The organism is Kribbella sp. NPDC000426 (genome assembly GCF_040300265.1).
Classification (GTDB): Bacteria; Actinomycetota; Actinomycetes; order Propionibacteriales; family Kribbellaceae; genus Kribbella.
Genome location: NZ_JBEPDK010000003.1, coordinates 1,011,187 through 1,036,811, shown reverse-complemented (window position 1 = coordinate 1,036,811; position 25,625 = coordinate 1,011,187). Strand labels below are relative to the sequence as shown.

Here is a 25,625-nt window from a genome sequence, read left to right as displayed (position 1 = left end):
TGCTCCTTCAGCGGACGACTGCGTAGTGGAGGTGGGTGACGCCCGGGGCGGGCACTGCTTTGACGAGGTTGAGCCGCACACGCTCGGGCAGCTCCTGGAAGAACGGCCGGCCGCCGCCGAGCAGGATCGGCACCTGGTGCAGGACGAGTTCGTCGACGAGGCCGGCCTTCAGCGCAGAGGTCACAGCACCGCCGCCCATCAGACCGACGTCCTTGCCGCCCGCGATCCGGCGGGCCGCCGCGACCGCGTCCTCGACGGTGTTGGCGAGCGTCTGCTGCTCGCTGATCTCCGCGACCGGACCGTGGCTCAGCACGACCAGCGGCGCCTTCGCGTGCGGGCTGCCGCCGCCGAAGTGGCTGGAGTCGTCGTACGTCTTGCGCCCGGCGATGACCGCGCCGACCCGGCCGGCGAGCGCGTCGAACACCTTGGCACTCGGGGCGCTGAGCTTGAAGCCGTCGAAGACCTGGCTCGGGGTGTCGCCGTCGAAGTACCAGTCGAACAGCATCGGCGCGTCGCCGAGGCCGCGGTCCGGACCCGAATCGCGGCCGGTGATGTAGCCGTCGACCGAGACCGCGAGGGCTGCCAAGACCTTGCTCATCGTTCCCACCTTCCGTTTGGAGTTCCTTGAGGGAACGCTAACATGCTGGGGTTCCTTCAGGGAACCCCAATCGCTATGCTGATTTCATGCAACGCACAGACTTCAGTGGAATGGCGTGCTCGATCGCGCGCACGCTCGACGTGATGGGCGAGCCGTGGTCGCCGCTGATCCTGCGCGACATCTTCGTCGGGATGTCGCGGTTCGAGCAGATCCAGGCGGACCTCGGTATCTCCCGCAAGGTGCTCACCGAGCGGCTGAACCATCTGGTCGACCGCGGCGTGCTGGAACGCCGGCCGTACGACAAGCGGCCGCGGTACGAGTACGTCCTGACCGGCAAGGGCCTGGAGCTGATCGACGTCCTGATGGTGATGGTTGCCTGGGGCGACAAATGGCTGGCCGGCGAGGCAGGCCCGCCGGTGCTGTACCGGCACCATGCCTGCGGCGAGATCAGCCACGTCGAGCTCAGCTGCTCCCACTGCGGCAAGCCGATGCACGCGAACGACATCGACGTACTGCCCGGGCCGGGCGCTTAGGCGCAGTACGGGCGGAAGTGGTCGAGGTCGCTGTCGACGCGCGCGATCCGGTCGAAGCCCCAGGTGTCGACGCCGGGCCGGTCGACGTTGTGCGAGACCCGGGCCGACAAGTCCCGCAGCCCGCGGGCCAGGAGCGCGAACTCGAGGTGATCGAGATCGAGGTCGTCGGCGCCGTACTCGTCCATGAACTCCGCGATCAGTCCGCCGTCGGCCGCGACCCACACGTCGTACTCGCGGGGTCCGATGACGGCGTTCTCCCAGTCGAGAATCGCCGCCACCTCGCCGTCGTCGCCGATCATCACGTTGAGCCCGTGGAAATCCGTGTGGCAGACGACATCGCGCACCGGCGTGAGCCGCTCACGTACGCCGTCCAACCGAGCGATCGCCGCGGACACCAGTTCCGCCCGATCCGCGATCCACGGGTGCTGCAATTCCTGTTCGAGAGCGCGGATGTGCGGCTCACTGGTGTCGGCGGGCGGCAGCTTCACCTGCAGAGGTACGTCGTGGACCTGGCGCAGCGCGCGAGCCACAACCCGCCAGTCGTCCCAGGTCGCCGTACGCCCTTGGATATAAGGGAAAACGGCGTACGCCCGCTCGCCGTCCATCGCAGACAGCTCTCCCTGCACGGTCCGGACTGGTTCCACGACCGGGAGTCCGAGTGCGTGCAACTGGTGCAGGAGCTCGAGCCCGACCGGCGGTACGCCTTCCTTCCACGCCTTCACGAACCACTGCTCGTCGGCCACCCAGCCGTCGGTGGCGAACCCGCCAGGGTGCGGCTGCAACGAAGAGACGGTCAGGCCATAGTTGCGTTCGAGATCCACCACCCCGGCATCACATCACCTGTGGGCGGCCAACATACGGAGTACGGCGGCATTCACCAGGATCAGGATGAGGACGGAGAAGACCAGCAACGCGACCTGGGCGGGGAGGAGCGCGATGCCCAGTCCGATCGCGAGGACCGGGATCGCCAGCCCGGCGTACGCGATCAGGAAGAGCGCGGCGAGCACCTCGCCCCGTGAACCCGGGTCGGCCAGGGACGCGGCAGTCGCGACGGCGCCGCGGAACACCAGGCCGACACCGACACCGGCGACAACGCCGCCGATGACGAACAGCCACAGGTTCGGAACGAGACCGCCGGCTGCGACACCGACGAGACCGACGGACATCGCGACGAGGCCCAGCCGCAGCTGATGCGGACGCGACAGCCGGACGAACACAGCCTGGCTCACTGCGCCCGCGATGAAGACGGCGAAGGTGACGACACCCGCGAGCAGGCGCGAGGTGTGATGCAGTACGCCGGCCAGGAACGTGGGCGCGAGCGATGTGAACAACCCGAAGATCGCGAACGCCGCGAACGCACCGATCGCCGACGCGAAGAACAGCGGACGTGCCGACGACGGCAACGCCACCCGCTGCGGTCGGTACGCCGGACGCTCCTCCAGCCGCTCCACGGTCTCCGGCACGAGCGCGATCCCGACCGCGCTGAGCAACAGCAGCACGAGGAAGATCTCGTACGGGCGCTGCAGCGGCGCCGACACGTACTGCGCCAGCAGTCCGCCGATCAGCGGGCCGAACGCGAGTCCGCCGAGGTTCACCATGCTCGAGATCAACGCGGACCGGCTCGGGTCCTCGCCCGGCCGCGCGACCTGCCGCAGCTCGGACAGGTGCGCGGTGGCGGTCGCGGTCAGTACGCCGACCCCGACACCGCAGATGAAACGCGCCACGAGCAGACCGGGCACCGACGACCAGCTCAGGAAGATCGCCGCGGACAACGCCTCCGCGAGTACGGCGAGCAGCGCGACCCGGCGTCGACCGAGCCAGTCGCTGACATGCCCCGCGAGGTAGAGCGAGGCCATCACACCGACCGCGTAGCTGGCGAATATCACCGTGATCACGTACGTCGGGAACCCGTCCCGGTGCTGGTAGATCGCATAGAGCGGAGTCGGGATCGTCGAGAAGGCCATCGTGGTGAGAAAGGCCGCCGCGATCACCCAGAACCCGGGAGCATGGGCGAACCGGATCCGTACGCCGGTCCGCGAAGACGTCATGGTGGACATGTTCCCAGCGTGCCGCGCGGGATCTATCGAGTCCAACGAAAGTTCTTGCACGCTCTTATCGTCAGATCCGATAATTGTCGCTGTGGACAGCCGACAACTCGAGTACTTCGTGGCGGTCGCCGAGGAGCTGAGCTTCACCCGGGCGGCGCAGCGGCTGTTCACGGTGCAGTCCACGGTGTCGGCGGCCGTCCGTGCCCTCGAGACCGATCTGAAGACGACGCTCTTCGACCGCTCGACCCGCCGGGTCGCGCTCTCCGCGGCCGGTCAGGCTTTGTTGCCTGAGGCAAAGGCTGCGCTCGAGGCGCTGGACCGCGCCCGGGCCGCCGTCGAGGAAGCGTCGACCGGTCTCCGCGGGAACGTCCGGATCGGGACCCTCGCCCGGCTCAACCTGGTGAACCTGGCCGAGCTGCTGGGTGCGTTCCACCGCAAGTACCCGCTGGTCGAGGTCCAGGTCGCCACCTCGCCGACCGGATCGACCGGGCTCGCGGACGACGTACGCCACGGCCGGCTGGACGTCGCGTTGCTCGGGCTGCCGAAACCCGAGCTGAACGGGCTCGACGTCCGGGATATCGCGACCGTCCCGTTCGTCGCGCTCCTGCCTGCGTCGCATCGGCTCGTGGCGGCCGCCGCCACTCAGACCCGCCATACCAAACCGTACGGTATGGTCGGCGTCCGGCTGGAGGAGCTGGCCGCCGAGCGGTTCGTGGACATGCCACCCGGCTTCGGCAACCGGAAGATGGTCGATCGCGCCTTCGACACGATCGGCATGCCGCGACGGATCCAGGTCGAGGTCCCCGAGCTGACCACGATCCCCGACTACGTCCGGGTCGGGCTCGGGGTGGCGGTGGTGCCGGATCTCGAGCTGACCGAGGACCCCGAGGTCGCCAAGGTGCCGATCAAAGGCACCGACCTGACCTGGACGTTGTCGGTGGCGACGGCCGCCGGACGGCAACCGAGCAGGGCGGTCACCGCCCTGCTCGATCTGATCGGGGAAAGCACCCGCCCGTACTTCTAGGCGGACCAGATCGACCAGTCCGGCAACTCGACGTACCGGCGCAGGGCCGCGACGCCGCTGAGCCAGCCGAGCCAGGCGCCGTACGGCGGGTTGGACTCGTCGAACCCGCTCATCACGAACGTGAGCCGGGTTTTCCCGTCCGACTCGGCGAGCTCCCAGGTGCTGATACCGGCCGTGCCCCAGTCGGTCGACATCTTCCGGCCTTCGACCAGGTCGATGATCTCGACGCCGGGGTTGACGTCGAACCCGCCCATCGCGAACCGGCCGCCCTTGCGGGCGTCGATGCCGATCGGGAACCCGAACCAGGCCGAGGCCTTCTCGGACTCGGTCAGCGACGAGTACACCTGGTCGATCGGCGCGTCGATCAGCACCTCGCCCTCGAAGACCGGCGAGGTGAAGTCCGGCCTGGCCGTGAGCTCGCGCCCCTCGAGGTGGTCGACGAGGTTGGCCAGCGCGAGCGACCAGAAGGTCTGCAGCACACCGCGGATGTTGGCGCCACTGATCGCGTCCGCGAAGTCGAAGTGCGTCTGCGACAGCTTGATCACGGTCGCGTCCTCGGCGTCGGGCGTGAGCGTGATCTCGGTGGTGGTCTCCTCGCCGCCGAGCGTCCACGCCAGCGTCAGCGTGCTTCCGTCGTACCCGACGACGCGCTGGTGCGGCGCGTCGCCCTCGGGGATGTGGCGGCCCCAGAACTCGAACGTGCTGGGGAGGTCGACGGTCGAGTGCTCGCCGAGCCAGAGGTTGAGGGCCTTCGGGTCGGTCAGCGCCTGGCGGACCTCTTCGACGCCGGCCTTGGCGCGCACCTGCAGAACGAGTGGTTCAGTCATGGGTCTGGTCTCCTTTGGGGTAGCAGGCCACGGCGAGCTTGAAGGCGTCACCCTCACTGCCGCCGTAGCGCGAGAAGAGGTCCTGCAGCGTGCCGCGCAGGTCCTCGAAGAACTCCCGCCGCCGGTCCGGTGGAACCCGGATCTCACCGGACACCCCGATGGACGGCAGCTCCGGAGCCGACCGATCCAGCGCGGCGATGTCGGTCTGGACCTCTTCCATCAGGTCCAGCACGTAGCCGAGGCTCAGGTCGTCGCGGGTCCGGCGGAGGCCGCCGATCCGGCCGACGAGCGTCGGCGACAACCAGTACGAACGAGCCGTCGCCTGGTAGATGCCCTCGTGGATGCCGCGCACCTTGCGCTCGTCCACCTGGGTCACCAGGCCCGCCTCGACGAGGCGTTTGACGTGGTAGTAGACGCGCTGCGGAGTCTGCCCGAGCTGCTCGGCCACCTCGCTGCAGGTAGCCGGCTCGGCCAGCCGTCGCAGCACCTCGATCCGCTGCGGCTTGAACAGCGCCTCGGCCTGTTCGAGCTGCTCCAGGTGCATCACGTCTCTCATCACACAAAGAACTTTGTACGTAAAAATCTTCTTTGTCAATCACGAGATTTATATCACTTGGGAATGTAAGTGGTGGTTCGCTCGTTGTAAGAAGTGCTTGGTGATGCATCACCAACAACCAGACACCCAAGACCTGGGGGCCTTTGCTACGGATCGTCCGGCACGTTCCTGCCGGCGAAGGAAAGGAAGCGCGACATGGCAACTGTCTCGTTCAAGGGAGCCACCCGGGTCTACCCGGGAAACGACGTCCCCGCGGTGGACAAGCTCGACCTCGACATCTCCGACGGCGAGTTCATGGTGCTGGTCGGCCCGTCGGGTTCGGGCAAGTCGACCGCGCTGCGGATGCTGGCCGGGCTCGAAGAGGTCAACGAGGGCGGCATCTACATCGGCGACAAGGACGTCACCAACGCCCCGCCGAAGGAACGCGACATCGCGATGGTGTTCCAGAACTACGCGCTCTACCCGCACATGTCGGTCGCCGACAACATGGGCTTCGCGCTCAAGATGCAAGGCATCCACAAGGACGAACGCGCCAAGCGCGTGATGGAGGCCGCCAAGCTGCTCGGCCTCGAGGAGTACCTCGAACGCAAGCCGAAGGCCCTGTCCGGCGGCCAGCGCCAGCGCGTCGCGATGGGCCGCGCGATCGTGCGCAGCCCGAAGGTGTTCCTGATGGACGAGCCGCTGTCGAACCTCGACGCCAAGCTCCGGGTCCAGACCCGCACCCAGATCGCCGAACTGCAGCACCGCCTCGGCGTCACCACCGTCTACGTCACCCACGACCAGGTCGAGGCCATGACCATGGGCGACCGCGTCGCCGTCCTGAAGGACGGCGTACTGCAGCAGGTCGACACCCCGCTGAACCTGTACGACCGCCCCCGGAACAAGTTCGTCGCGGGCTTCATCGGCTCGCCGGCGATGAACCTGATCACCGCCGAGATCGTCGACGGCGGCGCCAAGATCGGCGACTTCGTCGTACCGATCGCGCGGGAGCTGCTGGCCAAGGCCGGTGACGACAAGACCCTGACGCTCGGCGTCCGGCCCGAGGCCCTGCACCTGTCCGACAAGGGTCTGCCGGTCAAGGTCTCCGTGATCGAGGAGCTCGGCTCGGACGCGTTCCTGTACGGATCGGCCGATCACGCCGAGAACCAGCAGATCATCGCCCGGATCGGCACCCGCCTGCACAACGACAAGGGCACCGAGGTCTACCTCGCACCGGACCCCGACAAGCTGCACCTGTTCTCCACCTCCACCGAGGAGCGCCTTGTAGTTTGATCCCGTGGGCTTCTGGGACAAGGACGCACCAGGTGTGATGGAGCTGCCGTCGGGTCGGCTCGTGCGCGGACGTAGTCTGCGGCGAGGCCCGGCGGTAGCGCCGTTTCCGACGTACGGCGTCTATCTGCTCGGGTCGGAGCCGCCCGACGTGCCGTGGGAAACGCGCTGGATCAAGTGGCCGGACTTCCGGTTGCCGGCGGATCGCCCGGCGGCGTTGACGATCTTTCGCGAGGCGCTGGACCGGGCTACCAGTGGGCGGGTCGAGTTCGCGTGCGGCGGCGGTCGCGGGCGGACCGGTACGGCGCTCGCCTGTCTCGCCGTACTCGACGGTGTGCCTGCTGATCAGGCCGTCTCGTACGTGCGCGCCCACTTCGACAAGCACGCCGTCGAGACGCCGTGGCAGAAGCGGTACGTGCTAAATCTGTTGACCCGCGGCTGATCTGTCGCGTTGGGTTCGAAGCGTGAGCATCGAGCGGACCAATCCCAGCGGACTCCACCAGACCCCCGGCTACCACCACGTCACCACCGTCAAGGCGGACACTCTCGTCTACCTGGCCGGGCAGTGCCCGTTGCAGCCGTCCGGTGAGCTGGCTCCGGGCGGTCTGGAAGGGCAGACCGCGCAGGTGATCAGCAACATCCTGACCGCACTCGAGTCTGCGGGCGCCACTCCTGAGCACGTCGTCCGCACTGTCATCTACGTCGTGAGCCCGGACCGTGAGGATCTGTCCGCCGTGTGGACGCAGCTCAACGCGTCACCGCTCGGTCCTGCCTTCACCACAGCCAGCACGCTGCTCGGCGTGGCCCAGCTCGGCTTCCCCGGCCAGCTGGTCGAGATCGACGTGACCGCGGCGCTGTGATCGCTCCTGCCGAGGTCGTCTCCTACGACCCGCAATGGCCGCTGTGGTTCGCCGAGATCTCCGCAGGCCTGGAGCTCGGCGACCTCCCGCACACGATCGAGCACGTCGGCAGCACCGCAGTACCCGGGCTGGCCGCGAAGCCGATCATCGATCTCGACATCGTCGTACCGTCGGCCGACCTGGTGCCGAAGGCAATCGAACTGTTGGTTGCCGCCGGCTACCGTCACGAGGGCGATGCCGGCATCCCCGGCCGCGAAGCCTTCGCCCTGCCGCCGGACGTTGCCCACTACCACCATCTGTACGTCGTTGTTGAAGGCAACAAAGCTCACCGTGACCACGTGCTGCTCCGCGACCACCTGCGTACGAACCCGGTCGACCGGGAGCGGTACGCCGCCCGCAAACGCGAGCTGGCGCACCTGCTCACCACGGACCGCACCGCCTACGTCGACGGCAAGGGCGCGCTGGTCGAGGAACTGATTGCTAGAGCTGGTGGTTCGCCCACAGGCGACGATCCGGGTCGTAGCGGCGCCGAAGCTCGGTGAGGCGGCTGTAGTCGCCCGGATCGAAACCGTCAGCGACCTCGCCGGCAGTCAGCGGCGCGTAGCTGAAGTTGAGGAAGCGACCGACCGTCGAGGCTTTCCACGGCTCGAGGACTGCCTGCTGGTCTTCCGGCTCGCCCAGGACGGTCACGGAGTACGCCGCATCGCGGTGGCCGACCGCGTTCGGGATCTCGGGTTCGCGGGCGAGCGCACCGCCGAGATGACGGATACCGATCACGCGCATCGGCGCTCCGGCTACCGGCTTCGGCAGAGTCGCCAGCGCATCGAGATCGCTCACCAGGACGTTGCTCGAGCTGTAGCTGTCGGGGCGTTCCGGCTCGGCGAAGATCCGCCCGGAGTCGACGTACGGTAGGTCGCCCACCGTGTCGAGCACCGGCTCGCCGATCGCGCGGAGCGGCTTCACCAACTCCTCGCCGTTGTCGCCGAGGATCGCGACCTGGATCTGCGCGATGTACTTGCCGCGCACCGGCGCAGGCACCTGCGGGATGTCCGGGATCGGCAGGATCGCGATCGCCGACGTCACTTCCTCCGGCATGGACCGGGTCCACTCGCTCCACGACTCCGGCGCGCTCGGGTGCTCCGCGAGATCGAAGGACAGGCTCCCGCCGTACAGCGTCGGTACGTCGAAGAGGTCGATCTCGATCCCGGTCACGACACCGAAGTTCCCGCCGCCACCTCTCGTCGCCCAGAACAGCTCCGCGTCGGCCTCCCGCCGTACGCCGTCCATCGTCACGAGCTCGATCCGCCGGACGTGGTCCGCGGCGTACCCGAACCGCCTGGCCATCAACCCGAGCCCGCCGCCGAGCGTGTACGGAATCGCGCCGACACCGGGCGAGCTACCTGACAACGGCGCCAGGCCGTACGGCGCGGTCGCGGCGATCACGTCCTGCCAGGTCGCGCCCGCCTCGATCCAGGCTGTCTTCTTGTCCGGATCGACCGCCACGTGGTTGAACGCGCCGGTCGCGATAAGCACGCCTCCGTCGATGCCCCGGGTCAGACCGTGGCCGGACGCCTGCACCGCGATCCGTTTGTCGTGATCGATCGCGTACCGCACTGCCTCCTCGACCTCGGCCGCGTCGGTGACCGGGAAGATCACCTCGGGCCGATGCGGGTCCCGCCGCTGGAAGCCAAGGCGCGCGTCGTCGTACTCCGGGCTTGTCGTCGTCAGCATCATGAAACTCACGCTATGGGCCCTTGCGGACAGAAGTTGTCCGCAAGGCATCCTGTTGTCATGGATATGCCTGGCCGCCTGCTCCGGTTGCTGTCGCTGTTGCAGAGCCGTCGCGAGTGGTCCGGCCGTGAGCTGGCCGACCGCCTCGGCGTCACGGAGCGAACGGTACGGCGCGACGTCGACCGGCTGCGGTCGCTCGATTATCCGGTCACCGGGACGACCGGGACCGCGGGCGGCTACCGGCTCGGGTCGGGGACGAACCTGCCGCCGCTCCAGCTGGACGACGACGAGGCGATCGCCGTCGCGCTGGGGCTGGTGGGCGCGGTCGGCGGCGGCGTGAGCGGGATGGCGGACAGTTCGATGAGCGCGCTGGCCAAGCTCGAGCAGGTCCTGCCCGCGCGACTCCGGCCTCAGCTCGCGGCGGTGAGTTCGTCCGCGGAGGCGATCCCGCGGCCCGGCGTACCGCAGGTTTCACCGGGGGTGCTCGCGGTCCTCGCCCGCTGTTGCCGGAACCACGAGATCGTTGCCTTCGACTACCAAGGACGGGCGCGCGGGGCGACGCGCCGGCGGGTGGAGCCGCATCAGCTGCTGACGTTGGCGTGGCGGTGGTACCTGCTCGCATTCGATCCGGATCGGGACGACTGGCGGATCTTCCGGGTCGACCGGATCTCCGACGTTGCTTCGACCTTGCACCGCTTCACGCCGCGGACGTTGCCCGCTGCCGACGCGGCGTCGTACCTGGTGGAGTCGTTCGTGTCAGCGCAGTACCGGCACTCCGTTCACTTGACCGTGCAGGCGCCTGCGGCCACAGTCTCGGCGACCTTCGAAGGCGTCGTCCGCGGGATCGTCGAGCCGGTCGACGAGTCGTCTTGTGTCGTCCGCTTCAGCGCGGACACGCCGGCGATGCTCCTGACCCAAGTCGCCGCCGTAGCGGTCCTCGGTCCCTTCGTCGTCGACCACGTGACCCCGGAGACGGCTGCGTTCATCGGCCAAGTGGGTGAGCGACTCACGCAGGCCTTCGTCACGCAGTGAGCAGTCCGATTCCAAGCGTCAGTACGCCGATCGCCAGGGACGCTGCGCCGGCCCACAGGATCCAGAGGAACTGATTGGGCTGGGTGCGGTCCTTGCCGGCGGACGACGCGAAGAAGCCGCCGGACATCAGGATGGCCGCGACCGGGATCGCCAGCCGGGCCACCCAGAGCCAGAACCCGGTGAGGCTCGTCTGGTCGACGTACAGGAGTCCGACCAGGCTGAGGATCACGAGTACGCCGGCGTGGGCATGACCGGCCCGCGCGAACGACTTCTGGAAATCGGTCATCGGTACCTGGCCGCGGACGATCTTGGTCATGAAGTACCCACCGAACTGGATCGTCACGATGGTGAGCAGGATGACGCCGGCGATCATGCGGGAGTGGTCGTTCATACGTACACGTTCTTCCTTATGGATAGTCAGGGTATCTGTTTATAGATACTGATACTGTCCATGACAGGCGATGGGAAGGCAAGGGAAATGCGGATCGGGGAACTCAGCAAGGCGACCGACGTACCGGTGCCGACGATCAAGTACTACCTACGCGAGGGCCTGCTCCCCGCCGGCGAACTGACCAGCCCCAACCAGGCGTCGTACGGCGAGACACACATCCGCCGGCTGCGTCTGATCCGCGCACTGATCGAGCTGGCCCAGGTCCCGGTCGCTCAGGTCAAGAAGATCCTCGAGTCACTCGACTCCGATACCGAGCCCCTGCACGAACAGATCGGCCGCGCCCACCGGGCCCTCACGCCGACGCGCCGCCTGACCGCCACCGACGAGGCCCGAGCCGCCGCCACCACCCAGGTCACCGACCTCATCACCAGCCGCGGCTGGAAGGTAGACCCCGACGCCCCCGCCCTGGCCACCCTCATCGACACCATCGCCGCCCTGCACACCCTCGGCCAGCCCACCCTGGCCGCCCACCTCGACACCTACGCCGACGCGGTCGAACGCTTCACCGCCCTCGAGATCGACGCCGTCACAGCCAACCCGACCCGGGACCAACTGGCCGAATCCGTTGTCATCGGCACGATCCTCGGCGAGACCCTGATCTCCTCACTGCGCCTGCTCGCCCAGGAGTCGATCTCCGCAGATCGCTGGAGCTAGCCGACGTCCCCCAAGCCCGGGACGATCTTCGCCAAAGCCCGGTGCAGCGCTTGCCGCTCATCCTCGGTCAGTGGGTCGAAGACGAGTTGCCGGACCAGGTCGACGTGACCGGGGGCCGCCTTCACGACCTCGTCGTACCCCTCGGGAGTGAGGATCGCGTTGGTGAAGCGACCGTCGGCCGGATCGAGCTCGCGCCGTACCAGGCCACGATTCTCCAGCCGCCGGACGAGGTGCGAGAGGCGGGACAGCTCGGAGTTGGTCAGGATAGCGAGCCGGCTCATGCGCATGGTGTGACCGGATTGCTCGGACAGGCCGGCGAGGACGTAGTAGTCGAGGAAGCTCAGGCCGGAGTCGCGCTGCAGCTGCGCCCCCAGCACTGTCGGCAGGGTGGCGATCAGCAGGTGCAGCGTCCTCCAGGTATCCAGCTCATCCGCGGTCAGCCACCGAGGCTCGACCTTCCGGGCTCCTTCGGTGGCCATGGATGCAGCATAGGTCACCACCGGCTTGACTTGAAGATTCAAGTTGACCGTCCTACCGTAGATCGTGACTTGAAGATTCAAGCCAACCCTGTCTGAAGGAGTTGTCGCTGTGAGCGACCTGAAGATCGCGATCATTCTCGGAAGCACCCGCCCCGGCCGGAACGGAGCCGCCGTGGCCGACTGGGTGCTGACGCAGGCCAAGAGCCGCACGGAAGCCGACTACGAGCTGATCGACCTGCTCGACTACCCGCTGCCGCACCTCGACGAGGCCATGCCGCCGACCATGGGCCAGTACGCCGGCGAGCACACGAAGGCGTGGGCCGAGACGATCGCGGCGTACGACGGCTTCGTGTTCGTCACCCCGGAGTACAACCACTCGACGTCGGGCGTGCTGAAGAACGCCATCGACTACCTGTACGCCGAGTGGAACAACAAGGCGGCCGGCTTCGTGTCGTACGGCTCGCTCGGCGGCGCCCGCGCGATCGAGCACCTGCGCGGAATCAGCGCCGAGCTGCAGATCGCGACCGTACGGCAGCAGTTGTCTTTCTCGATGTTCACCGACTTCGAGAACTTCTCCGCCTTCCGCCCCGGCCCGCAGCACGAAGGCGCCGCCACCATCCTCTTCGACCAACTCGAATCCTGGGCCGCCGCCCTCAAGCAGGTCCGCACCACTCAGGCCGCCGCGGCCTGACGCTCCGCCTACCCGTCGTGGGCCATGTCCACGAACCGCGAGTAGTGCCCCTGGAAGGCCACGACCACGTCCGCCGTCGGCCCGTTCCGGTGCTTGGCAACAATAAAGTCCGCCTCACCGGGCCGGGTCGACTCCCGCTCATACGCATCTTCGCGATGAAGCAGGATCACAACGTCGGCGTCCTGCTCCAGCGAGTTATGAAGAGCAATTCCATTTGCCACAAAGTTGTGGGTCCCGAGGACTGTCGCATCGAAGACCTCTTGCTCGCCGAGGCTCTCGACCGAGGTGATGGTGTCCCAGAAGATGTCGTTGGTCGCGAGGACCTCGAGGTCGGCGTCGTCGAGGATGTCGGCGACCTTCGCCAGGCGCTGACGGCTCGGGGCGTGCTTCCACATCGTCGAACCGGAGAACTGGGTGCTCATCGCGGCCGCGAACTCGCGGTGCGAGACGTTGCGGGCGGCAAGGACCTCGCGAACCTTGGACCAGACCTCCTTCGGCACCGTGTCGAGGTTGGTGTTGCCCTTGACGTCGCGCAGAGCCGTGGCGACCTCGAGCACCTTCAACCCACGCAGCCCGTGGACGCCGATGCCGTCGCAGAACCGGAGCTGGTTCTCGGCGCCGTAGATGTACAGGTGGTAGGTGTCGCGGTAACCCGCCTTCTTCACGGTCTTGATCCGGCTGAAGATGTTGTGGCGGAGGAGGAGGCGGGCTAGGTCGTCGGTGAGGCGGCGGCTGGTGCTGGCGTAGTAGATGCGTGCCTGGCCCGCCTTCGCGTCCCAGCGGACTGAACCGTCAGTGGCCCAGAGGTGGCGGATGAAGTGCGCGACCTGCTCCTTCGGGAGCGCGAAGACGCCGGCCGGGATGAACTTCTCGTGGCTGCGGAGCCCGAACAGGCCGAGGCCGTCCAGCCACGCGGCGATCGGGTTGCGCTTGCCGCGGGCGAGCCGGTACGGCGCGGGCAGGCGGAGCGTGGTGACGCGGGCGGCGGCGTACTCGTCACGGATCGGGGTGATGCCGAAGCGGCGGTGAGCAGCCTCGCCGACCGCTGCCAGGTTCGCCTCGTCGATGCTCGCGTAGCGGATGGGCTGGCGCTTGACGAAGGAGCCGTCGCCGAGCAGGTGAGCGAGCAGCGTGAGCTCGTCCTCGTCCCACGGCGTCACGTCGAGTGGCGGCGGGACGTGCCGGAGCGATCCGAGTCGTGCTCCTGGCGACAGCTCACCCAGAGGCTTCCATCCGTCGTACGTGAGGAACGGGTGGTTCGCGGTGGCCTTGACCTCCCGGCCGGAGGCGAGCTTCAACCGGAAGACTTCCTTCACCCCGCTCGGGAACGCATGGGTGAGCGTGCGCGGAACCAGCTTCAGCCGGTCGTCGAGCGACCAGACCGGGATGTCGCGAGCGTCCGTCGCGAGCAACTCGCCGAGCGAGATCTCAGCACCGTTGTCGGCCCGCATCAGCCGGGTGTCCGCGGTCACGCAGCCCGATTCGCGTAGGTCGGAGGCCATGGGGCGTTTGTCGGAGCGTTGTTCGGAGCCTCGGTTCAGCTGGCAGATGGCTACTACGGGGAGCTCGAGTTCTTTGGCGAGGAGCTTGATGGAGCGGGAGAACTCGGAGACTTCGAGTTGGCGGGATTCGACCTTCTTGCCCGACGTCATCAGCTGGAGGTAGTCGATGATGATCAGTTTGAGGTCGTGGCGTTGTTTGAGGCGGCGGGCCTTGGCGCGGATCTCCATCATCGTCAGGTTCGGGGAGTCGTCGATGAAGAGGGGGGCCTCGGAGACCTCGCCCATCTTGCGGGCCAGGCGGGCCCAGTCCTCGTCGGTCATCTTGCCGTTGCGCATGTGGTGCAGCGGCACCTTCGCCTCGGCGGAGAGCAGCCGCATGGTGATCTCGTTGCGGCTCATCTCCAGCGAGAAGATGCAGGAGGTCAGGCCGTGCTTGATCGAGCAGGAGCGGGCGAAGTCCAGGCCCAGCGTGGAGTTGTGGGTCGGGATCATCGTCTTGCCGGCCAGGTAGAGATGGTCGGCGTTGTCGACCTCGACGCAGCGGACCGGTACGCCGACGACCGGGTCGACCCACTCCACCCGGCGCTCGCCCTCGCCGCCGAGCGCGGCCGGGAAGCCGTGCCCGGTGATCTGCCGCGGCGCCGACCCGGGGATCGACGGTGTCAGTCCGGGACTCGCTGACATCGCCGTGTACAGGTCGGCGGTGGTGCAGACCACCGGGCGGCCGCCGTCCTCGACGAGCCACTGGTGCTCGGCGTCGGCGACGATCGCGCTGCCGTCGGAGAACGACAGCCGGAAGCAGGGCCGGTCGACCATCACCTCGGTCGCCGCGACGACCGTGGTCGGCAGCCCGTTGGCATCGAGCAACTGGTCGCCGACCGCGACCTCGCCCATCGTGGTCCAGCCGGTCGGCGTCGGCAGCGGGGTGTCGAGCGCCAGGGCCTTCCCCATCGCGGGACGCGCGGCGACGATGATCATCTGGCCGGGGTGCAGCCCGTTGGTGAGCTCGTCGAGATCGGTGAAGCCGGTCGGCACGCCGACCATCGCGTCACCGCGGGAGTCGATCGCCTCGATCTCGTCGAGGGTGCCCTCCATGATGTCCTTCAGCGGGGCGTAGTCCTCGGCGGTCCGCTTCTCGGTGACCGAGTAGATCTCCGCCTGCGCCTCGTCGACGACGTCGTCGACCTCGCCCTCACCGGCATACCCGAGCTGGACGATCTTCGTCCCCGCCTCGACCAGCCGGCGCAGGATCGCCTTCTCGCGGACGATGTGCGAGTAGTAGCTGGCATTCGCCGCGAGCGGGACGGAGGCGACCAGGGTGTGCACGTACGGCGCGCCGCCGATCCGGGCCATGTCGCCGCGCTTGGTCAGCTCCGCCGCGACCGTGATCGCGTCGGCCGGCTCACCCCGCGCATACAGGTCGGTGATCGCGTCGAAGACGCTCTCGTGCGCCGGCCGGTAGAAGTCCGTCCCGCGCAGCGTCTCGATGACGTCGGCGATCGCGTCCTTGCTCAGCATCATCGCGCCGAGCACGCACTGCTCGGCCGCGAGATCCTGCGGTGGGGTGCGGTCGAAGCCCATCTCCGGACTGCGCTCTTCGTGGCCGCCGTCCTGGCCCCCGCGGAACTCCGCCACGCTCACTTCGCCCGACCTCCTCGTCCGCCGCCGCCCGGCCAGTGTGGGCCGGGTTCGAACACCTGCTCGAACCGTAGCCCGGCCCGCCGACAGTTTCCGGCAGCAGGCCTCGCGACCGTACGCCGCTGCCGTCACCCAAAGCCACCCAGCCGTCCACAGGGGGTGTGGACGAACTGTGGGAAACTCCGTGAAGGGCTGTGCACAGGTTGCGAACAACCCTGTGGATATCTCTGGACCGATCTCCACAACATCGCCCTGACCTGCGATTTCTCCAGTGCACAGGTGTGGAGAAGAAAAAGTCTGAGACGAATTTCCAGAGCCCCCGGGCCGTCGTGGGTAACCTCGCTCCGGTGAGACGCAGACGATGGGTGGGCGAACAGGATCGGGAGATCCTCCGGCTGGCCGTCCCGGCGTTCTTCGCGCTGGTGTCCGAGCCGCTGATGCTGCTCGCGGACTCCGCGATCGTCGGCCACCTCGGTACGCCGCAACTCGCCGCGCTCGGTGTCGCCGGCACCATCCTGCAGACCCTTGTCGGCATCTGCGTGTTCCTTGCCTATGGCACCACTTCCGCGGTGGCGCGCCGGATCGGCGCCGGCGACCACAAGGGCGCGCTGGCGCAGGGCATCGACGGACTCTGGCTGGCCCTGCTGCTCGGCGTCGTACTGGCGTTGCTCGGGCTGGCTCTCGCGCCGCAGGCCATCGCGGCGTTCGATCCCTCGGCCGAAGTCGCTGACTACGCAGTCACGTACCTGCGGATCTCGTGCTTCGGGATCCCCTCGATGCTGCTCCTGCTCGCCGCGACCGGCGTACTGCGAGGTCTGCAGGACACCAAGACCCCGATGGTCGTGGCGATCACCGCCAACCTCGCGAACATCGGCCTCAACGTCCTCCTCGTCTACGGCGTCGGCCTCAACATCGCCGGTTCGGCCCTCGGTACGGCGCTCGCGCAGACCGGCGCCGGTGTCGCGCTGGTGGTGGTCGTCGTCCGCGGCGCCCGCCGCGACGGCGCCAAGCTTCGGCCGGACCGCCCCGGCATCCTCGCGTCCGCGCAGATGGGCGTGCCGCTGATCGTCCGGACGCTGACGTTGCGTGCGGCAATCATTCTGCTCACGTTCGTCGCCACCGCACTGGGTACGACGTCGGTCGCCGCGCACCAGGTGGCCTTCACGCTGTGGTCGTTCCTGGCCCTCGCCCTGGACGCGATCGCGATCGCCGCGCAGGCGCTCACCGGCCGCGCCCTCGGGGCCGGCGACGTCGCGGGCACCCGCACGATCACCCGCCGGATGATGTGGTGGGGTCTGTTCTCCGGCCTGATCGGCGGCCTCGCGTTGTGGGGCCTGCGCGGCGTGTACGTCCCGTGGTTCACGAGCGATCCCGAGGTACGCCGTACGCTCGCGGCCGTCCTGATCGTCGCCGCCCTGTGGCAGCCGGTGAACGGTGTGGTGTTCGTGCTGGACGGTGTGCTCATCGGGGCGGGCGACGGCAAGTATCTGGCCGCCGCGGGGGTCGTCGCTCTCGTGCTGTACGTGCCGCTCGCCCTGGCCGTGCTCTGGCTCGGCGGTGGGATCGTCGCGCTCTGGTGGGCGTTCGGCGGGTACATGCTGCTGCGGTTCCTCACGCTGACCACCCGCGAGCGCCGCGACGGCTGGCTGGTCACCGGAGCTACCCGCTGACCCTGCGGTGCGGCATCGTGGAGGGCAAGGAGAGGAGCGGCATGCCCGACACCGACGACGACCACGACGTCGAGCTCGACCCCGTACAGCGGGAGTCCGACGACGACACCGAGGCCGGCCGTGAGCGGCGTGCCGCCCAGGCGAGAGCCGAGGCAGACCGGCGCCTGGTCGCCGATCTGACGGCCGACGAGGACGTGGAGCGGCGCGCCGAGGAGGTGGAGCAGGCCCGTCTGGACGAAGAGGACGAGGCCGCTCACGCCGAGCGACTCGAGCTGGCCGCCAAGGACCAGCAGGAGCTGGACGAGCTCCGCGGCCGCGACCAACTCCTCGACGCCACCGCGGAAACCACGCGGGCGTTCGAACTCGCGTACGCGGACGAGGCGGCCCGCGACCGGTACCGCGCCTACGCCACGACCGAGACGCAGCGGTCCATCGGGGACTTGGCCCACGGCCGGCACGAGCTGGACGAGGCGGCCGCCCACCCCGACGAAGTCGGCTCGGCGGGGCTCGCCGCGGAGGGCCGGCGCTACGAACGCGCCAGCGGCATCGAGGCTCGCCGCGCGGTGTCCGACGACCGGCTCGCGGACAGGTACGACGAGTCCGCGCAGGAGCACCGCCGCGAGGCTCGCCAGACGCAGCCCGACCCCGTCGAGGCAGTCCGCAACCCGCCGAAGGAGACCCCCGAGGCTCAGCTCCCCCAGGCCCGCCTGCGCTCTCGCGGTCGGCGGAGCAGGCAGAAGAAGCAGCAGGAGCAACGCCGCGACACCGGCATCGACCTGGACCTGTAGTCCTAGCTCGTCGGCTGCAGTTTCTGGAAGTGGATGATCGCCAGGTTCGCTGCGACCACGACGACGAACACGACGCCGAGCACCGGGTGCCCCAGGCTCCACAGGGCGGCGCCTGCGAGGCCGAACACCAGGACCTTCACGATCCAGCGCACCACCGGTGTACCGCGAGTGGCGGTTGGCGCTGCGAACAGTCCCCACACCACCGCGGTCACTAGCGGCAGCCCGATGGCGAGCAGCCAGCGGGCCGGCGTCGTACCGCCGGTGTCCCAGCCCCACCACGCAAAGATGCCTAGGGCAACCAGCTCGACGAGGAACGCCAGCAGCAGGTTGCCCCACTTCCACATCTCAGATACCGCGGATGTTCGGCTGGCGCTGGTCGAAGAACAGCCCGGCCGGCGGCTCCTGCACCGGCAGCGGCGGGATCGGGTAGTCGGTGTGGACGTTGTTCCGGCAGGCGGCGAACGGGCCGTCCGGGTCGAGCAGCGCCATCATGTGCGGGTCCGCGTGGTCACGCCACCAGACCGACATCCCGGTCGCCGGGTCGAGCCGCAGGTGCTCCCACGCACGCCAGATCGAGTCGAGCCGGCTGAGCGCCTCCGCGTGCCGGTACCACTCCGGGCACCAGACGAACTGCTGCCCGAGCCGCCGGGTGTAGAGGTAGATCAGCCGGTCTTCGACGAACGCCGCGACGTGTGGATAGAAGAGCTCCTGTTCACCATCCACCTCGGTTGTCCCCTTCGTTCTGCTCCCAGACCGGCCGGTCCGGGCCGCGCTGCGGCGGGGGCGCCTGCCCGCCGGCGCCTGCGGACACCCACGGGTTGTTGCTCACCGGGACGTTGGCAGCCGCTCCCGGATCGTACTTCGCCAGCGACGCCTTCACCGCACCGGCGTCCGGCCGGGTGAACCACGGGACGGTCTTCACCAGCGTCGCCGGGATACCCGACGGGAACACGACCGCGCGACCGGGTGGCATCGAGGCGAGGTCGGAGACCTCCATGATGTTGTGCCGCTGGACCTGCGAGCTGGTCCCGCGCTTGCCCTCGTTGTACGACACCGAGTTCGAGTTGATGTCGTAGTCGCCGATCATCTTGCTCAGGTTCTCGAGGAAGGACGCGTCCGCCGCGCCGCCGCCGTACACCCGGATGTTGGCCGAGCCCCACAACTTCTGCATGCCGTGGTCGCCCCAGCACTCCTGCCCCTGCGCCCAGGACTGCAGGATCGTCATCAGCACGATGCCGCGCGAACCGAAGTGCGAGTACAGGTCGGGGAGGTTCTTCCACCGGCACACGTTCGCGGCCTCGTCCAGTACGCCGACCAGCGGGCTGGGCATCCGGCCCATCGGGCAGCCGCGGGCGAACTGCTCGGCCGCCTCGACGACGGCCACTGTCAGCGCGGTGACGAGCGGACCCGCCGTACCGGCGCCTTCCTTGGAGAGGCTGTACAGCGTGCCGCCCTTGCGGACGAACTCGTGCGGGTTGAACTGCGGGCGGTTGTCGTTCGGACCGCTCGGGACGACCCAGCGGGTGACCTTGCGGTTGACCAGGAACTGCGCGCTCTGCTGCGCCGTACCGTAGACACCCGCGCGCTGCTTGTCCGGCGCGTTGATGACACCGGACAGCGCGTCCGCGGACAGCTGCAGACCCGGGGTGTTGCGCAGGATCCGCTCGGGCTCGTCGTTCCGCTGGTCGGCGAGCCAGCTGTAGACCTGCGTGATCGGGCGCTTCGCGACCGCGGCCGCGAGCAGCAGACCGGCCAGCAGGTCAGTACCGGCGGCGTCGAAGAACGCGTCGGTCTGGGCGCCGACCTGGCGCTGCGACGCGACGAAGTGCTCGGCCAGCTCGCGGGCCTTGGTCTCGTCGGTGATGTAGCTGAGCGGGTTCCACCACCAGGTGTTCGGCTCCTCGCAGACCTCCTGCGGGTCGAACACCCAGACCGGGCCCTTCTCCGACCGCGGCCCGCGGGTCGCGTCGACGATGTCCCGCTTGTTGGAGGTGGCGATGACGCACCCCGGCGCGTCGAGGATCGCCGGGACCGCGCGGGAGGTGGTCTTACCGGTTCGGGGACCCCAGATGTCGACGTGCATGTCTTCCCAGTTGCCGAAGACCTCGAGGTTGTCCCGGACGGTACGGCCGATCAGGATGCCCGGGCCGGCGTGGCCGGCGCCGAGCTGGTTCGCCTTCTCCTGGGCGCCTTCGCGGGTGAGCTTGTAGATCTCGGACCGCTTCGACATCAGCTGCGCCTGCCGGTCGACCCGGCCGACGGACTTCTGCCGGTTCCGGAAGTACCAGAAGCCGGTGCCGACCAGGCCGAACAGCACGACCAGCTCGATGATCAGTACGCCGGTGGCCGCGCCCGACCAGTCCAGGTGTCCCTTCATCAGGTCGACGATCGAGTCGAACGGGTTGCCGACCGCCGGCGAGCCGTTGATCGCGGCCGCGAGCTTCAGCGCGCCCCAGAGCGAGAACACGACCAGCGCGAACACACCGACCGCGGCGAAGATCAGGATCGACTCGGGCGACAGCCCGCCGGGTCCGGTGCTTTTCCTGCCCTGGGCCATTACTCGTCAACTCCCGTTCGGGCGACCACTCGGGTGGTCGGGTCGGGCGGCGGCAGCATCGCCGGGTCTTCCAGGCTGTACTCGCCGACGACCGCCTCACTGCCGTCCGGTGCGACCTCCACCTTCAGCGGCTTGCCGTCGTCGCCGGTCCTCCACAGCTTGTTGGTGTCGTTGATCTCGCGCTCGACCGAGGTCAGCCCGACGTGCACCGGGATCCCGGGGCGGCCACCGACCTTGATCAGGAAGTTGCCTCGGCCGGGAGGCGCGGCCTCCTTGCCGGTGGCCGGGTCCCAGGCGGGCGGGTCCTGCCAGCCGACGAGCATGTTCTGCTCCTCCTGCGACATCGACACGACCTCGGTCAGGTTCTCCATCTCGGCGCGCGGCAGACCGCCGCAGATCACCATGCCCGAACGCTCGACGAACCCCTTCGCCTTCATCCGGTCCTCCGGGTTCGGCAGCGCGAGCAGGTCGGACATGGTGTGCGAGATCATCGCCATGCCGACACCGCGCTGCCGGTTCAGACGGGTCAGCGCGTCGACCCGGTCGACCAGGCCGCTACCGGCCCGCAGTACCCGCCAGAGCTCGTCGAGGATGACGAAGTAGTGCCGCCGCGGCTCCAGGCCGGCATCGGCCAGCGCCTGCGAGACCGCGACCGCGCCGAACCCGTACGACCAGCAGGCCAGCAGTACGGCGGCCTGCAGGCTGGTCTCGGAGTCGTCGACGTTGGACACGTCGAACACCACCGGACGATCCATCTGAATCGGGTTGTCGGTCTGCGCGGAGAAGATCTCGCCGAGCCGACCACCGCCGACCAGACCGATCAGCGAGGCCTCGAGGCCTTCGGTGATCTGGCGGTACCGGTCCAGGCTGCCGCGGTCCAGGGCCACGTTGCGGACCCGGTCCGGCGCGTCCTGGATGACCTGGAGCAGGTCCTTCAGCACCGGGGTGCCCTGGAACCGCTCGTCCAGCACCTTGAGCGCCTCGTCGAGGATGGTCTCCTCGCGGTCGTTCGGGTTCTGGTTACGCATGATCGCGATCAGCGCCGAGACCATCGTCTGCCGGCGGCCGTGCGCGTCGGCCTGGATCGCCTCGCGGGCCTTGCCGGTCAGCCGGAGCGCCGCCTCGCGGGACTCACCCGGGTCGAGCACGTTCAGGTGCCCACGGCCACGACCGAGCTGGATGACCTGGCCGCCGAGGGCCTCGATCAGGTCCTTGTAGTCGGGCTTGAGGTCGCCCAGCACGAGCGGCATCACGCCGTACCCGGCCAGGCCGAGGGCCATCCGCCGGGTGATGGTCGACTTGCCCAGACCCGGCTTGCCGAGCACGAACATCGACGGGTTCGAGATCAGCTTGGCGCGCATGAACCAGCTGATCGGGTCGCAGCACATGGTCGCGCCGGACAGGATGTTGCGTCCGATCGGCACGCCGACCATCGGGCTGCCGGTGCCGGCGGCGAACGGCCACATGCCGCAGACCTGCACCGTCGTCCCGCGCCACTCGGGCGCTGCCTGCAGGTACGTCGAGTAGCCGCCGCCCGGGCCGGGCCAACCCCGCGGCATCGGCCGCTTGCCGCGACGGGACGGATCGACGGGCTTCTTCTGCTTAGGGCTCACTGTGACTCCCCAGAGGTCACCGTGCGTTTTCCGGTCATAGCGATTCTCGCAGACCCGCCGGTACGGCCAAGTGGTTCTGCAGTACGACGCCGAGCGGCAGGGCAGCCACGAACGCGGAGTCCTGCGAGCCGTACGCCGGACGGAGCAGAACCCGTGCGGTCGCGCCCAGGTTGTCGATGGCGGCGACCATGTCCGGGATCTGCTCGACCGTCATGACCGTGCCGGTGACGACCATGCCGAAGTTGACCAGACCCGCACCGCGGGCCTCTTCCTGCGCGGACCGGTCGGCGGCCCGCGCCTCGGCCAGGCTGCGCGCCGACGGGCGGCTCGACGTACTGGCGCGGAACGACGCGTTGCGCTTGTCGGCCTCGACCATGCGGGCCGACGTACCGGCGTCGAGCGGGCGATAGAGCAGGGTGACGCGCTTGCGGTCGATGTCGACGTGCGGCGCGACCAGCTGCGACAGCACGGACGAGAACACCTCGCCGCGCGGCGCCTGCGACATCTGCCACGTCACCGACCAGGCCGAGTCGTGCCGGTACTTGTCCCAGAACGCCTGCGCACCGGACGGACCGACGTCGGTCCACTGCAGCTCGGGCGGCATGCCCTGACCACGAGCCTCGTCGATCAGTACGGCGGACGCCGGGTCGTAGGCGATCCGGATCGCCTCGCACAGCTCCTGCGCGTTGACCGGACGGGCCGCGCCCGCACCGGTCGCGTTGAGGCTCTGGGTGAGTGCGGGCAGCCGGGCCGCGAGCTCGCGACCCATGTCGTCTTCCTTACGGCGCTTGCCGCTGCGGTCGGTGCCCTTGAAGGTCAGGGCGACCCGGGCCGACACGAGCGCCGAGCCCTCCGGGTACGTCTGCACGACCTCGGTCAGCATCGCGCGGGCGATGGCCGGTGTGCCGTCCATCATGTTGTTGCCGACCTCGCGGCGCAGCCGGATCCCGGTGTCGGGCGCGCTCTCGACGGTGACCGAGGCGGCGACGATACCCGGCTCGTGGCCGAGCGACGCCAGCCACTGACCCCAGTGCGCGACCCAGATGTCCACCTGCTCCTCGTCCACCAGCGAGGCGCCGTCCGGCTCGGCGTTGATGACGACCGTGAAGTGCCGGGTGCTCGGGTAGTAGAGCAGGGCGAACGGGCGCCCGTACGAGTCCTGGTACTCGCTCAGCTGGGAGGAGGCGGCCAGGCCCGGGAGCTGGAACTTGCCCCACGCCGTACGGCCGAGAGGACCGGATCGGTAGATGTTGTGCTTTGCCATCTTTGCTCGCTGCCATCCAATTCGGGTCGAGATCCGTTGCAGCGTGGACTGCCCATGCTTGTCCTTGGTCATCAGCAGCAGCAGTACGACGCCGACGACCAGCAGCGTGATCATCGCTGCGGGCAGACCGCCGGACATCGTCGCGATGACGACCATCAGCAGGCCACCCATCAGGATGGCGGTGCCGAGCATGCCCAAGCCGCCGATACCCGCCGAGGCGGGCTGGCGCCAGTTGCCGTAGGTGCGAGGTGCGCGTCGTACGTTCTCAGCCGCTGCCACTTGGGCCTTCCGGTGTCGGTTGGTCGTCGCCTCCGCCGCTGCCACTCGGGCCAGGTGGAGGTGGAGGCTGGTTGCCTCCGCCGCTCTGCTGTGGGCCTCCGCCCCGGTTCGGGTCGCCGGTGCCGCGGCTGCCGCTCGGTCCGCTGCTCCGGGACTGCTGCCCGGCCGCGTCGCCCTGGTCGGTCGTCTCGGCCGCAGCTGTCTTGCCGGCGTCGGAGATGCCCTTGGCAATCGCGACGCCCACAATGACCGGCGCAGCCACGGCCGCTACCGGTGCGGCCGCCGCAGCGCCGGCGCCTGCACCCGCTCCGGCCCCGGCTCCAGCACCCGCACCTGCGCCGGCTGCCGCGCCTTCGCCACCGGCCGCGGCACCTTCACCAGCACCGGCAGCGCCTTCACCGGCACCGCCACTGCCGCTGGGAGCCTGCTGCTGCGCTCTACCGACGTTCTGCGCGCCGGACGGGCCGTCGCCTCCGCCCCCGCCGCCGTCGTCGGCGCCCTGGCTGGTCTGCTTGTTCGCCATGTCGCCGAGCTTGTCCATGCCGGGCATCATCCGGGCCGCGATCATGCCGGCGCCGGCCGCGCCCGCGGTCGCCGAGACCATCGGCACGATGAACCGCATCAGGGCCGGCAGCGCGAACAGCGCGAGCACCAGCATCGTCAGGCCGGTGATCACGTTCATCACCAGGCTGCCGACGTCGGCCGCGTTGGTGCCGTCGAAGTGCAGCGGGGCGCCGTTGTTCGAGACCAGGCGGATCGCTGTCGCGTAGACGATCGCCGCCACCGGTTTGTAGAGGATGAAGGCGAGCAACCACGCGATTATTCGTTTGAACCAATTTCGGCCCATCTCGGTGTTCGTCGCAGCGGCCGAGATCGGCAGTACGCCGAGCAGCAGGATCAGCATCGCGCTGCGGACGACCATCAGTACGATCTGGATCACGCCGGCGATCACGCACAGGATGCCGACCGCGATCATGATGCCGATCAGCAGCGGTGAACCCGCGAGTGCCGCGACCGCGGCGAAGCCCAGGACCACGGACATGCTCGCGCCGAACGCCTTCGCGTCGCCGGAGCCCATCTTGTCGCAGTGATCGACCCAGAGATCTCCGCTCGAACTCAGCGAGGAGCTGACGATGCACTTGGAGAACGTGTCGCCGGCGGTGATCAGCGCCTGCGCGACGGCGATCGAGAAGGCCGACGCGACGCTCAGGGTGATCAGCGAGCGGAGCAGATCGCGAGCCGTCTCACCGCGCTGCGTCCAGGCCATCTGGATGGCGCCGACGATGAGCCCGATCGCCGCGATGAACAGCGCGATGAACTGCGTGTGCGACCAGACCCAGCTGACCGTGTCGTTGGCCGGCTGGCCCGGAGAGCCCTCCACCGACGGTGTCGGCACGTAGATCCAGAACGTCGCGATCGTGGACATCAAGGTCCCGACCGCACCGGAGATTGCGTCGAGGATGGGCTGGAACACGAACTTCATCACCGCTTCCATAGCGGGGGCAAGGACCGCCGAGACGGCTTCTTTCAGCAGATCCGTGGCCCAGTTGAGCGGAATCAT

At 68.6% G+C, this 25,625-nt stretch carries 26 protein-coding genes; 11 read left to right on the top strand and 15 right to left on the bottom strand.

The genetic code is table 11. The features are described 5' to 3' along the window. Positions 1 to 7: 7 nt before the first annotated feature. Complete coding sequence (locus ABT313_RS18905) at positions 8 to 598, bottom strand: dihydrofolate reductase family protein (RefSeq protein ID WP_350854918.1); 591 nt, start codon at positions 596 to 598, stop codon at positions 8 to 10. 86 nt (positions 599 to 684) lie between these two features. Here ABT313_RS18905 and ABT313_RS18900 point away from each other — a divergent pair, with 86 nt between their 5' ends. Beyond that, entirely contained in the window at positions 685 to 1,131 is a 447-nt protein-coding gene (locus ABT313_RS18900; RefSeq protein ID WP_350854915.1) for a winged helix-turn-helix transcriptional regulator, read from the top strand. On the opposite strand, the gene ABT313_RS18895 is transcribed toward ABT313_RS18900, so the two are convergent. Both ABT313_RS18895 and ABT313_RS18890 read right to left on the bottom strand, forming a co-directional pair. Then, complete coding sequence (locus ABT313_RS18895) at positions 1,128 to 1,955, bottom strand: phosphotransferase enzyme family protein (RefSeq protein WP_350854912.1); 828 nt, start codon at positions 1,953 to 1,955, stop codon at positions 1,128 to 1,130. The genes ABT313_RS18900 and ABT313_RS18895 overlap by 4 nt on opposite strands. A 12-nt stretch (positions 1,956 to 1,967) precedes the next feature. After that, entirely contained in the window at positions 1,968 to 3,188 is a 1,221-nt protein-coding gene (locus tag ABT313_RS18890) for an MFS transporter (RefSeq protein WP_350854909.1), read from the bottom strand. A gap of 82 nt (positions 3,189 to 3,270) precedes the next feature. Between ABT313_RS18890 and ABT313_RS18885 the strand changes: the two genes are divergently transcribed. After that, positions 3,271 to 4,203 (top strand): LysR family transcriptional regulator, encoded by a 933-nt coding sequence (locus ABT313_RS18885; RefSeq protein WP_350854906.1) that lies wholly within the window; start codon positions 3,271 to 3,273, stop codon positions 4,201 to 4,203. On the opposite strand, the gene ABT313_RS18880 is transcribed toward ABT313_RS18885, so the two are convergent. Both ABT313_RS18880 and ABT313_RS18875 read right to left on the bottom strand, forming a co-directional pair. Further along, entirely contained in the window at positions 4,200 to 5,030 is an 831-nt protein-coding gene (locus tag ABT313_RS18880) for an SRPBCC family protein (protein ID WP_350854903.1), read from the bottom strand. The two genes, ABT313_RS18885 and ABT313_RS18880, sit on opposite strands and share 4 nt — an antisense overlap. After that, positions 5,023 to 5,586, bottom strand: coding sequence for an ArsR/SmtB family transcription factor (locus ABT313_RS18875; RefSeq protein WP_350854900.1), 564 nt, complete (start codon positions 5,584 to 5,586; stop codon positions 5,023 to 5,025). The genes ABT313_RS18880 and ABT313_RS18875 overlap by 8 nt, the downstream gene beginning before the upstream one ends. A gap of 195 nt (positions 5,587 to 5,781) precedes the next feature. On the opposite strand from ABT313_RS18875, the gene ABT313_RS18870 reads away from it, so the two are divergent. Genes ABT313_RS18870 through ABT313_RS18855 form a run of 4 tightly spaced genes read left to right on the top strand, consistent with a single transcriptional unit; the run spans position 5,782 to position 8,257 of the window. After that, positions 5,782 to 6,858, top strand: coding sequence for an ABC transporter ATP-binding protein (locus tag ABT313_RS18870; protein WP_350854897.1), 1,077 nt, complete (start codon positions 5,782 to 5,784; stop codon positions 6,856 to 6,858). 4 nt (positions 6,859 to 6,862) lie between these two features. Further along, positions 6,863 to 7,297 carry a phosphatase domain-containing protein gene (locus tag ABT313_RS18865; RefSeq protein WP_350854894.1) on the top strand — a complete coding sequence of 145 codons (435 nt, stop codon included), beginning with the start codon at positions 6,863 to 6,865 and terminating at the stop codon, positions 7,295 to 7,297. 22 nt (positions 7,298 to 7,319) lie between these two features. Continuing rightward, complete coding sequence (locus ABT313_RS18860) at positions 7,320 to 7,715, top strand: RidA family protein (protein ID WP_350854892.1); 396 nt, start codon at positions 7,320 to 7,322, stop codon at positions 7,713 to 7,715. Next, positions 7,712 to 8,257, top strand: a complete 546-nt coding sequence (locus ABT313_RS18855) for a GrpB family protein (RefSeq protein WP_350854889.1) — start codon at positions 7,712 to 7,714, stop codon at positions 8,255 to 8,257. The genes ABT313_RS18860 and ABT313_RS18855 overlap by 4 nt, the downstream gene beginning before the upstream one ends. On the opposite strand, the gene ABT313_RS18850 is transcribed toward ABT313_RS18855, so the two are convergent. Continuing rightward, positions 8,196 to 9,449: an FAD-binding oxidoreductase gene (locus ABT313_RS18850; protein WP_350854886.1), complete on the bottom strand. Its 1,254-nt coding sequence runs from the start codon at positions 9,447 to 9,449 to the stop codon at positions 8,196 to 8,198. The genes ABT313_RS18855 and ABT313_RS18850 overlap by 62 nt on opposite strands. Positions 9,450 to 9,506: 57 nt before the next feature. Between ABT313_RS18850 and ABT313_RS18845 the strand changes: the two genes are divergently transcribed. Beyond that, a complete protein-coding gene (locus ABT313_RS18845; protein WP_350854883.1) occupies positions 9,507 to 10,478 on the top strand; it encodes a helix-turn-helix transcriptional regulator in 972 nt (323 codons plus the stop codon). Here ABT313_RS18845 and ABT313_RS18840 read toward each other — a convergent pair. Then, positions 10,468 to 10,869 (bottom strand): hypothetical protein, encoded by a 402-nt coding sequence (locus tag ABT313_RS18840; RefSeq protein ID WP_350854881.1) that lies wholly within the window; start codon positions 10,867 to 10,869, stop codon positions 10,468 to 10,470. The two genes, ABT313_RS18845 and ABT313_RS18840, sit on opposite strands and share 11 nt — an antisense overlap. A gap of 87 nt (positions 10,870 to 10,956) precedes the next feature. Here ABT313_RS18840 and ABT313_RS18835 point away from each other — a divergent pair, with 87 nt between their 5' ends. Continuing rightward, positions 10,957 to 11,583: a MerR family transcriptional regulator gene (locus tag ABT313_RS18835; protein ID WP_350854878.1), complete on the top strand. Its 627-nt coding sequence runs from the start codon at positions 10,957 to 10,959 to the stop codon at positions 11,581 to 11,583. Here ABT313_RS18835 and ABT313_RS18830 read toward each other — a convergent pair. After that, positions 11,580 to 12,062, bottom strand: a complete 483-nt coding sequence (locus ABT313_RS18830) for a MarR family winged helix-turn-helix transcriptional regulator (RefSeq protein WP_350854875.1) — start codon at positions 12,060 to 12,062, stop codon at positions 11,580 to 11,582. The two genes, ABT313_RS18835 and ABT313_RS18830, sit on opposite strands and share 4 nt — an antisense overlap. Before the next feature lie 109 nt (positions 12,063 to 12,171). Here ABT313_RS18830 and ABT313_RS18825 point away from each other — a divergent pair, with 109 nt between their 5' ends. Continuing rightward, positions 12,172 to 12,753, top strand: a complete 582-nt coding sequence (locus ABT313_RS18825; protein ID WP_350854872.1) for an NADPH-dependent FMN reductase — start codon at positions 12,172 to 12,174, stop codon at positions 12,751 to 12,753. An 8-nt stretch (positions 12,754 to 12,761) separates the two neighbouring features. Here ABT313_RS18825 and ABT313_RS18820 read toward each other — a convergent pair whose 3' ends face one another. Continuing rightward, entirely contained in the window at positions 12,762 to 15,896 is a 3,135-nt protein-coding gene (locus ABT313_RS18820) for a replicative DNA helicase (protein ID WP_502883996.1), read from the bottom strand. A gap of 344 nt (positions 15,897 to 16,240) precedes the next feature. Between ABT313_RS18820 and ABT313_RS18815 the strand changes: the two genes are divergently transcribed. Both ABT313_RS18815 and ABT313_RS18810 read left to right on the top strand, forming a co-directional pair. After that, positions 16,241 to 17,563 (top strand): MATE family efflux transporter, encoded by a 1,323-nt coding sequence (locus tag ABT313_RS18815; protein WP_350854869.1) that lies wholly within the window; start codon positions 16,241 to 16,243, stop codon positions 17,561 to 17,563. 41 nt (positions 17,564 to 17,604) lie between these two features. Continuing rightward, positions 17,605 to 18,351 carry a hypothetical protein gene (locus ABT313_RS18810; protein WP_350854866.1) on the top strand — a complete coding sequence of 249 codons (747 nt, stop codon included), beginning with the start codon at positions 17,605 to 17,607 and terminating at the stop codon, positions 18,349 to 18,351. A gap of 2 nt (positions 18,352 to 18,353) precedes the next feature. On the opposite strand, the gene ABT313_RS18805 is transcribed toward ABT313_RS18810, so the two are convergent. From ABT313_RS18805 to ABT313_RS18780, 6 genes are read right to left on the bottom strand one after another with little or no spacing between them, the layout of a single operon-like run. Further along, complete coding sequence (locus tag ABT313_RS18805; protein WP_350854863.1) at positions 18,354 to 18,695, bottom strand: YrdB family protein; 342 nt, start codon at positions 18,693 to 18,695, stop codon at positions 18,354 to 18,356. A gap of 1 nt (position 18,696) precedes the next feature. Next, entirely contained in the window at positions 18,697 to 19,074 is a 378-nt protein-coding gene (locus ABT313_RS18800) for a DUF4913 domain-containing protein (RefSeq protein WP_130443131.1), read from the bottom strand. Further along, on the bottom strand, positions 19,064 to 20,908 hold the full coding sequence (locus ABT313_RS18795; RefSeq protein ID WP_350854860.1) for a type IV secretory system conjugative DNA transfer family protein: 1,845 nt from the start codon (positions 20,906 to 20,908) through the stop codon (positions 19,064 to 19,066). Before ABT313_RS18795 ends, ABT313_RS18800 begins: the two co-directional genes overlap by 11 nt. Then, positions 20,908 to 22,521 (bottom strand): putative type IV secretion/conjugal transfer ATPase, encoded by a 1,614-nt coding sequence (locus ABT313_RS18790; RefSeq protein ID WP_350854857.1) that lies wholly within the window; start codon positions 22,519 to 22,521, stop codon positions 20,908 to 20,910. Before ABT313_RS18790 ends, ABT313_RS18795 begins: the two co-directional genes overlap by 1 nt. A 34-nt stretch (positions 22,522 to 22,555) precedes the next feature. Then, complete coding sequence (locus ABT313_RS18785; RefSeq protein ID WP_350854854.1) at positions 22,556 to 24,064, bottom strand: SCO6880 family protein; 1,509 nt, start codon at positions 24,062 to 24,064, stop codon at positions 22,556 to 22,558. After that, on the bottom strand, positions 24,051 to 25,625 hold the full coding sequence (locus ABT313_RS18780) for a TrbL/VirB6 family protein (RefSeq protein WP_350854851.1): 1,575 nt from the start codon (positions 25,623 to 25,625) through the stop codon (positions 24,051 to 24,053). The genes ABT313_RS18785 and ABT313_RS18780 overlap by 14 nt, the downstream gene beginning before the upstream one ends.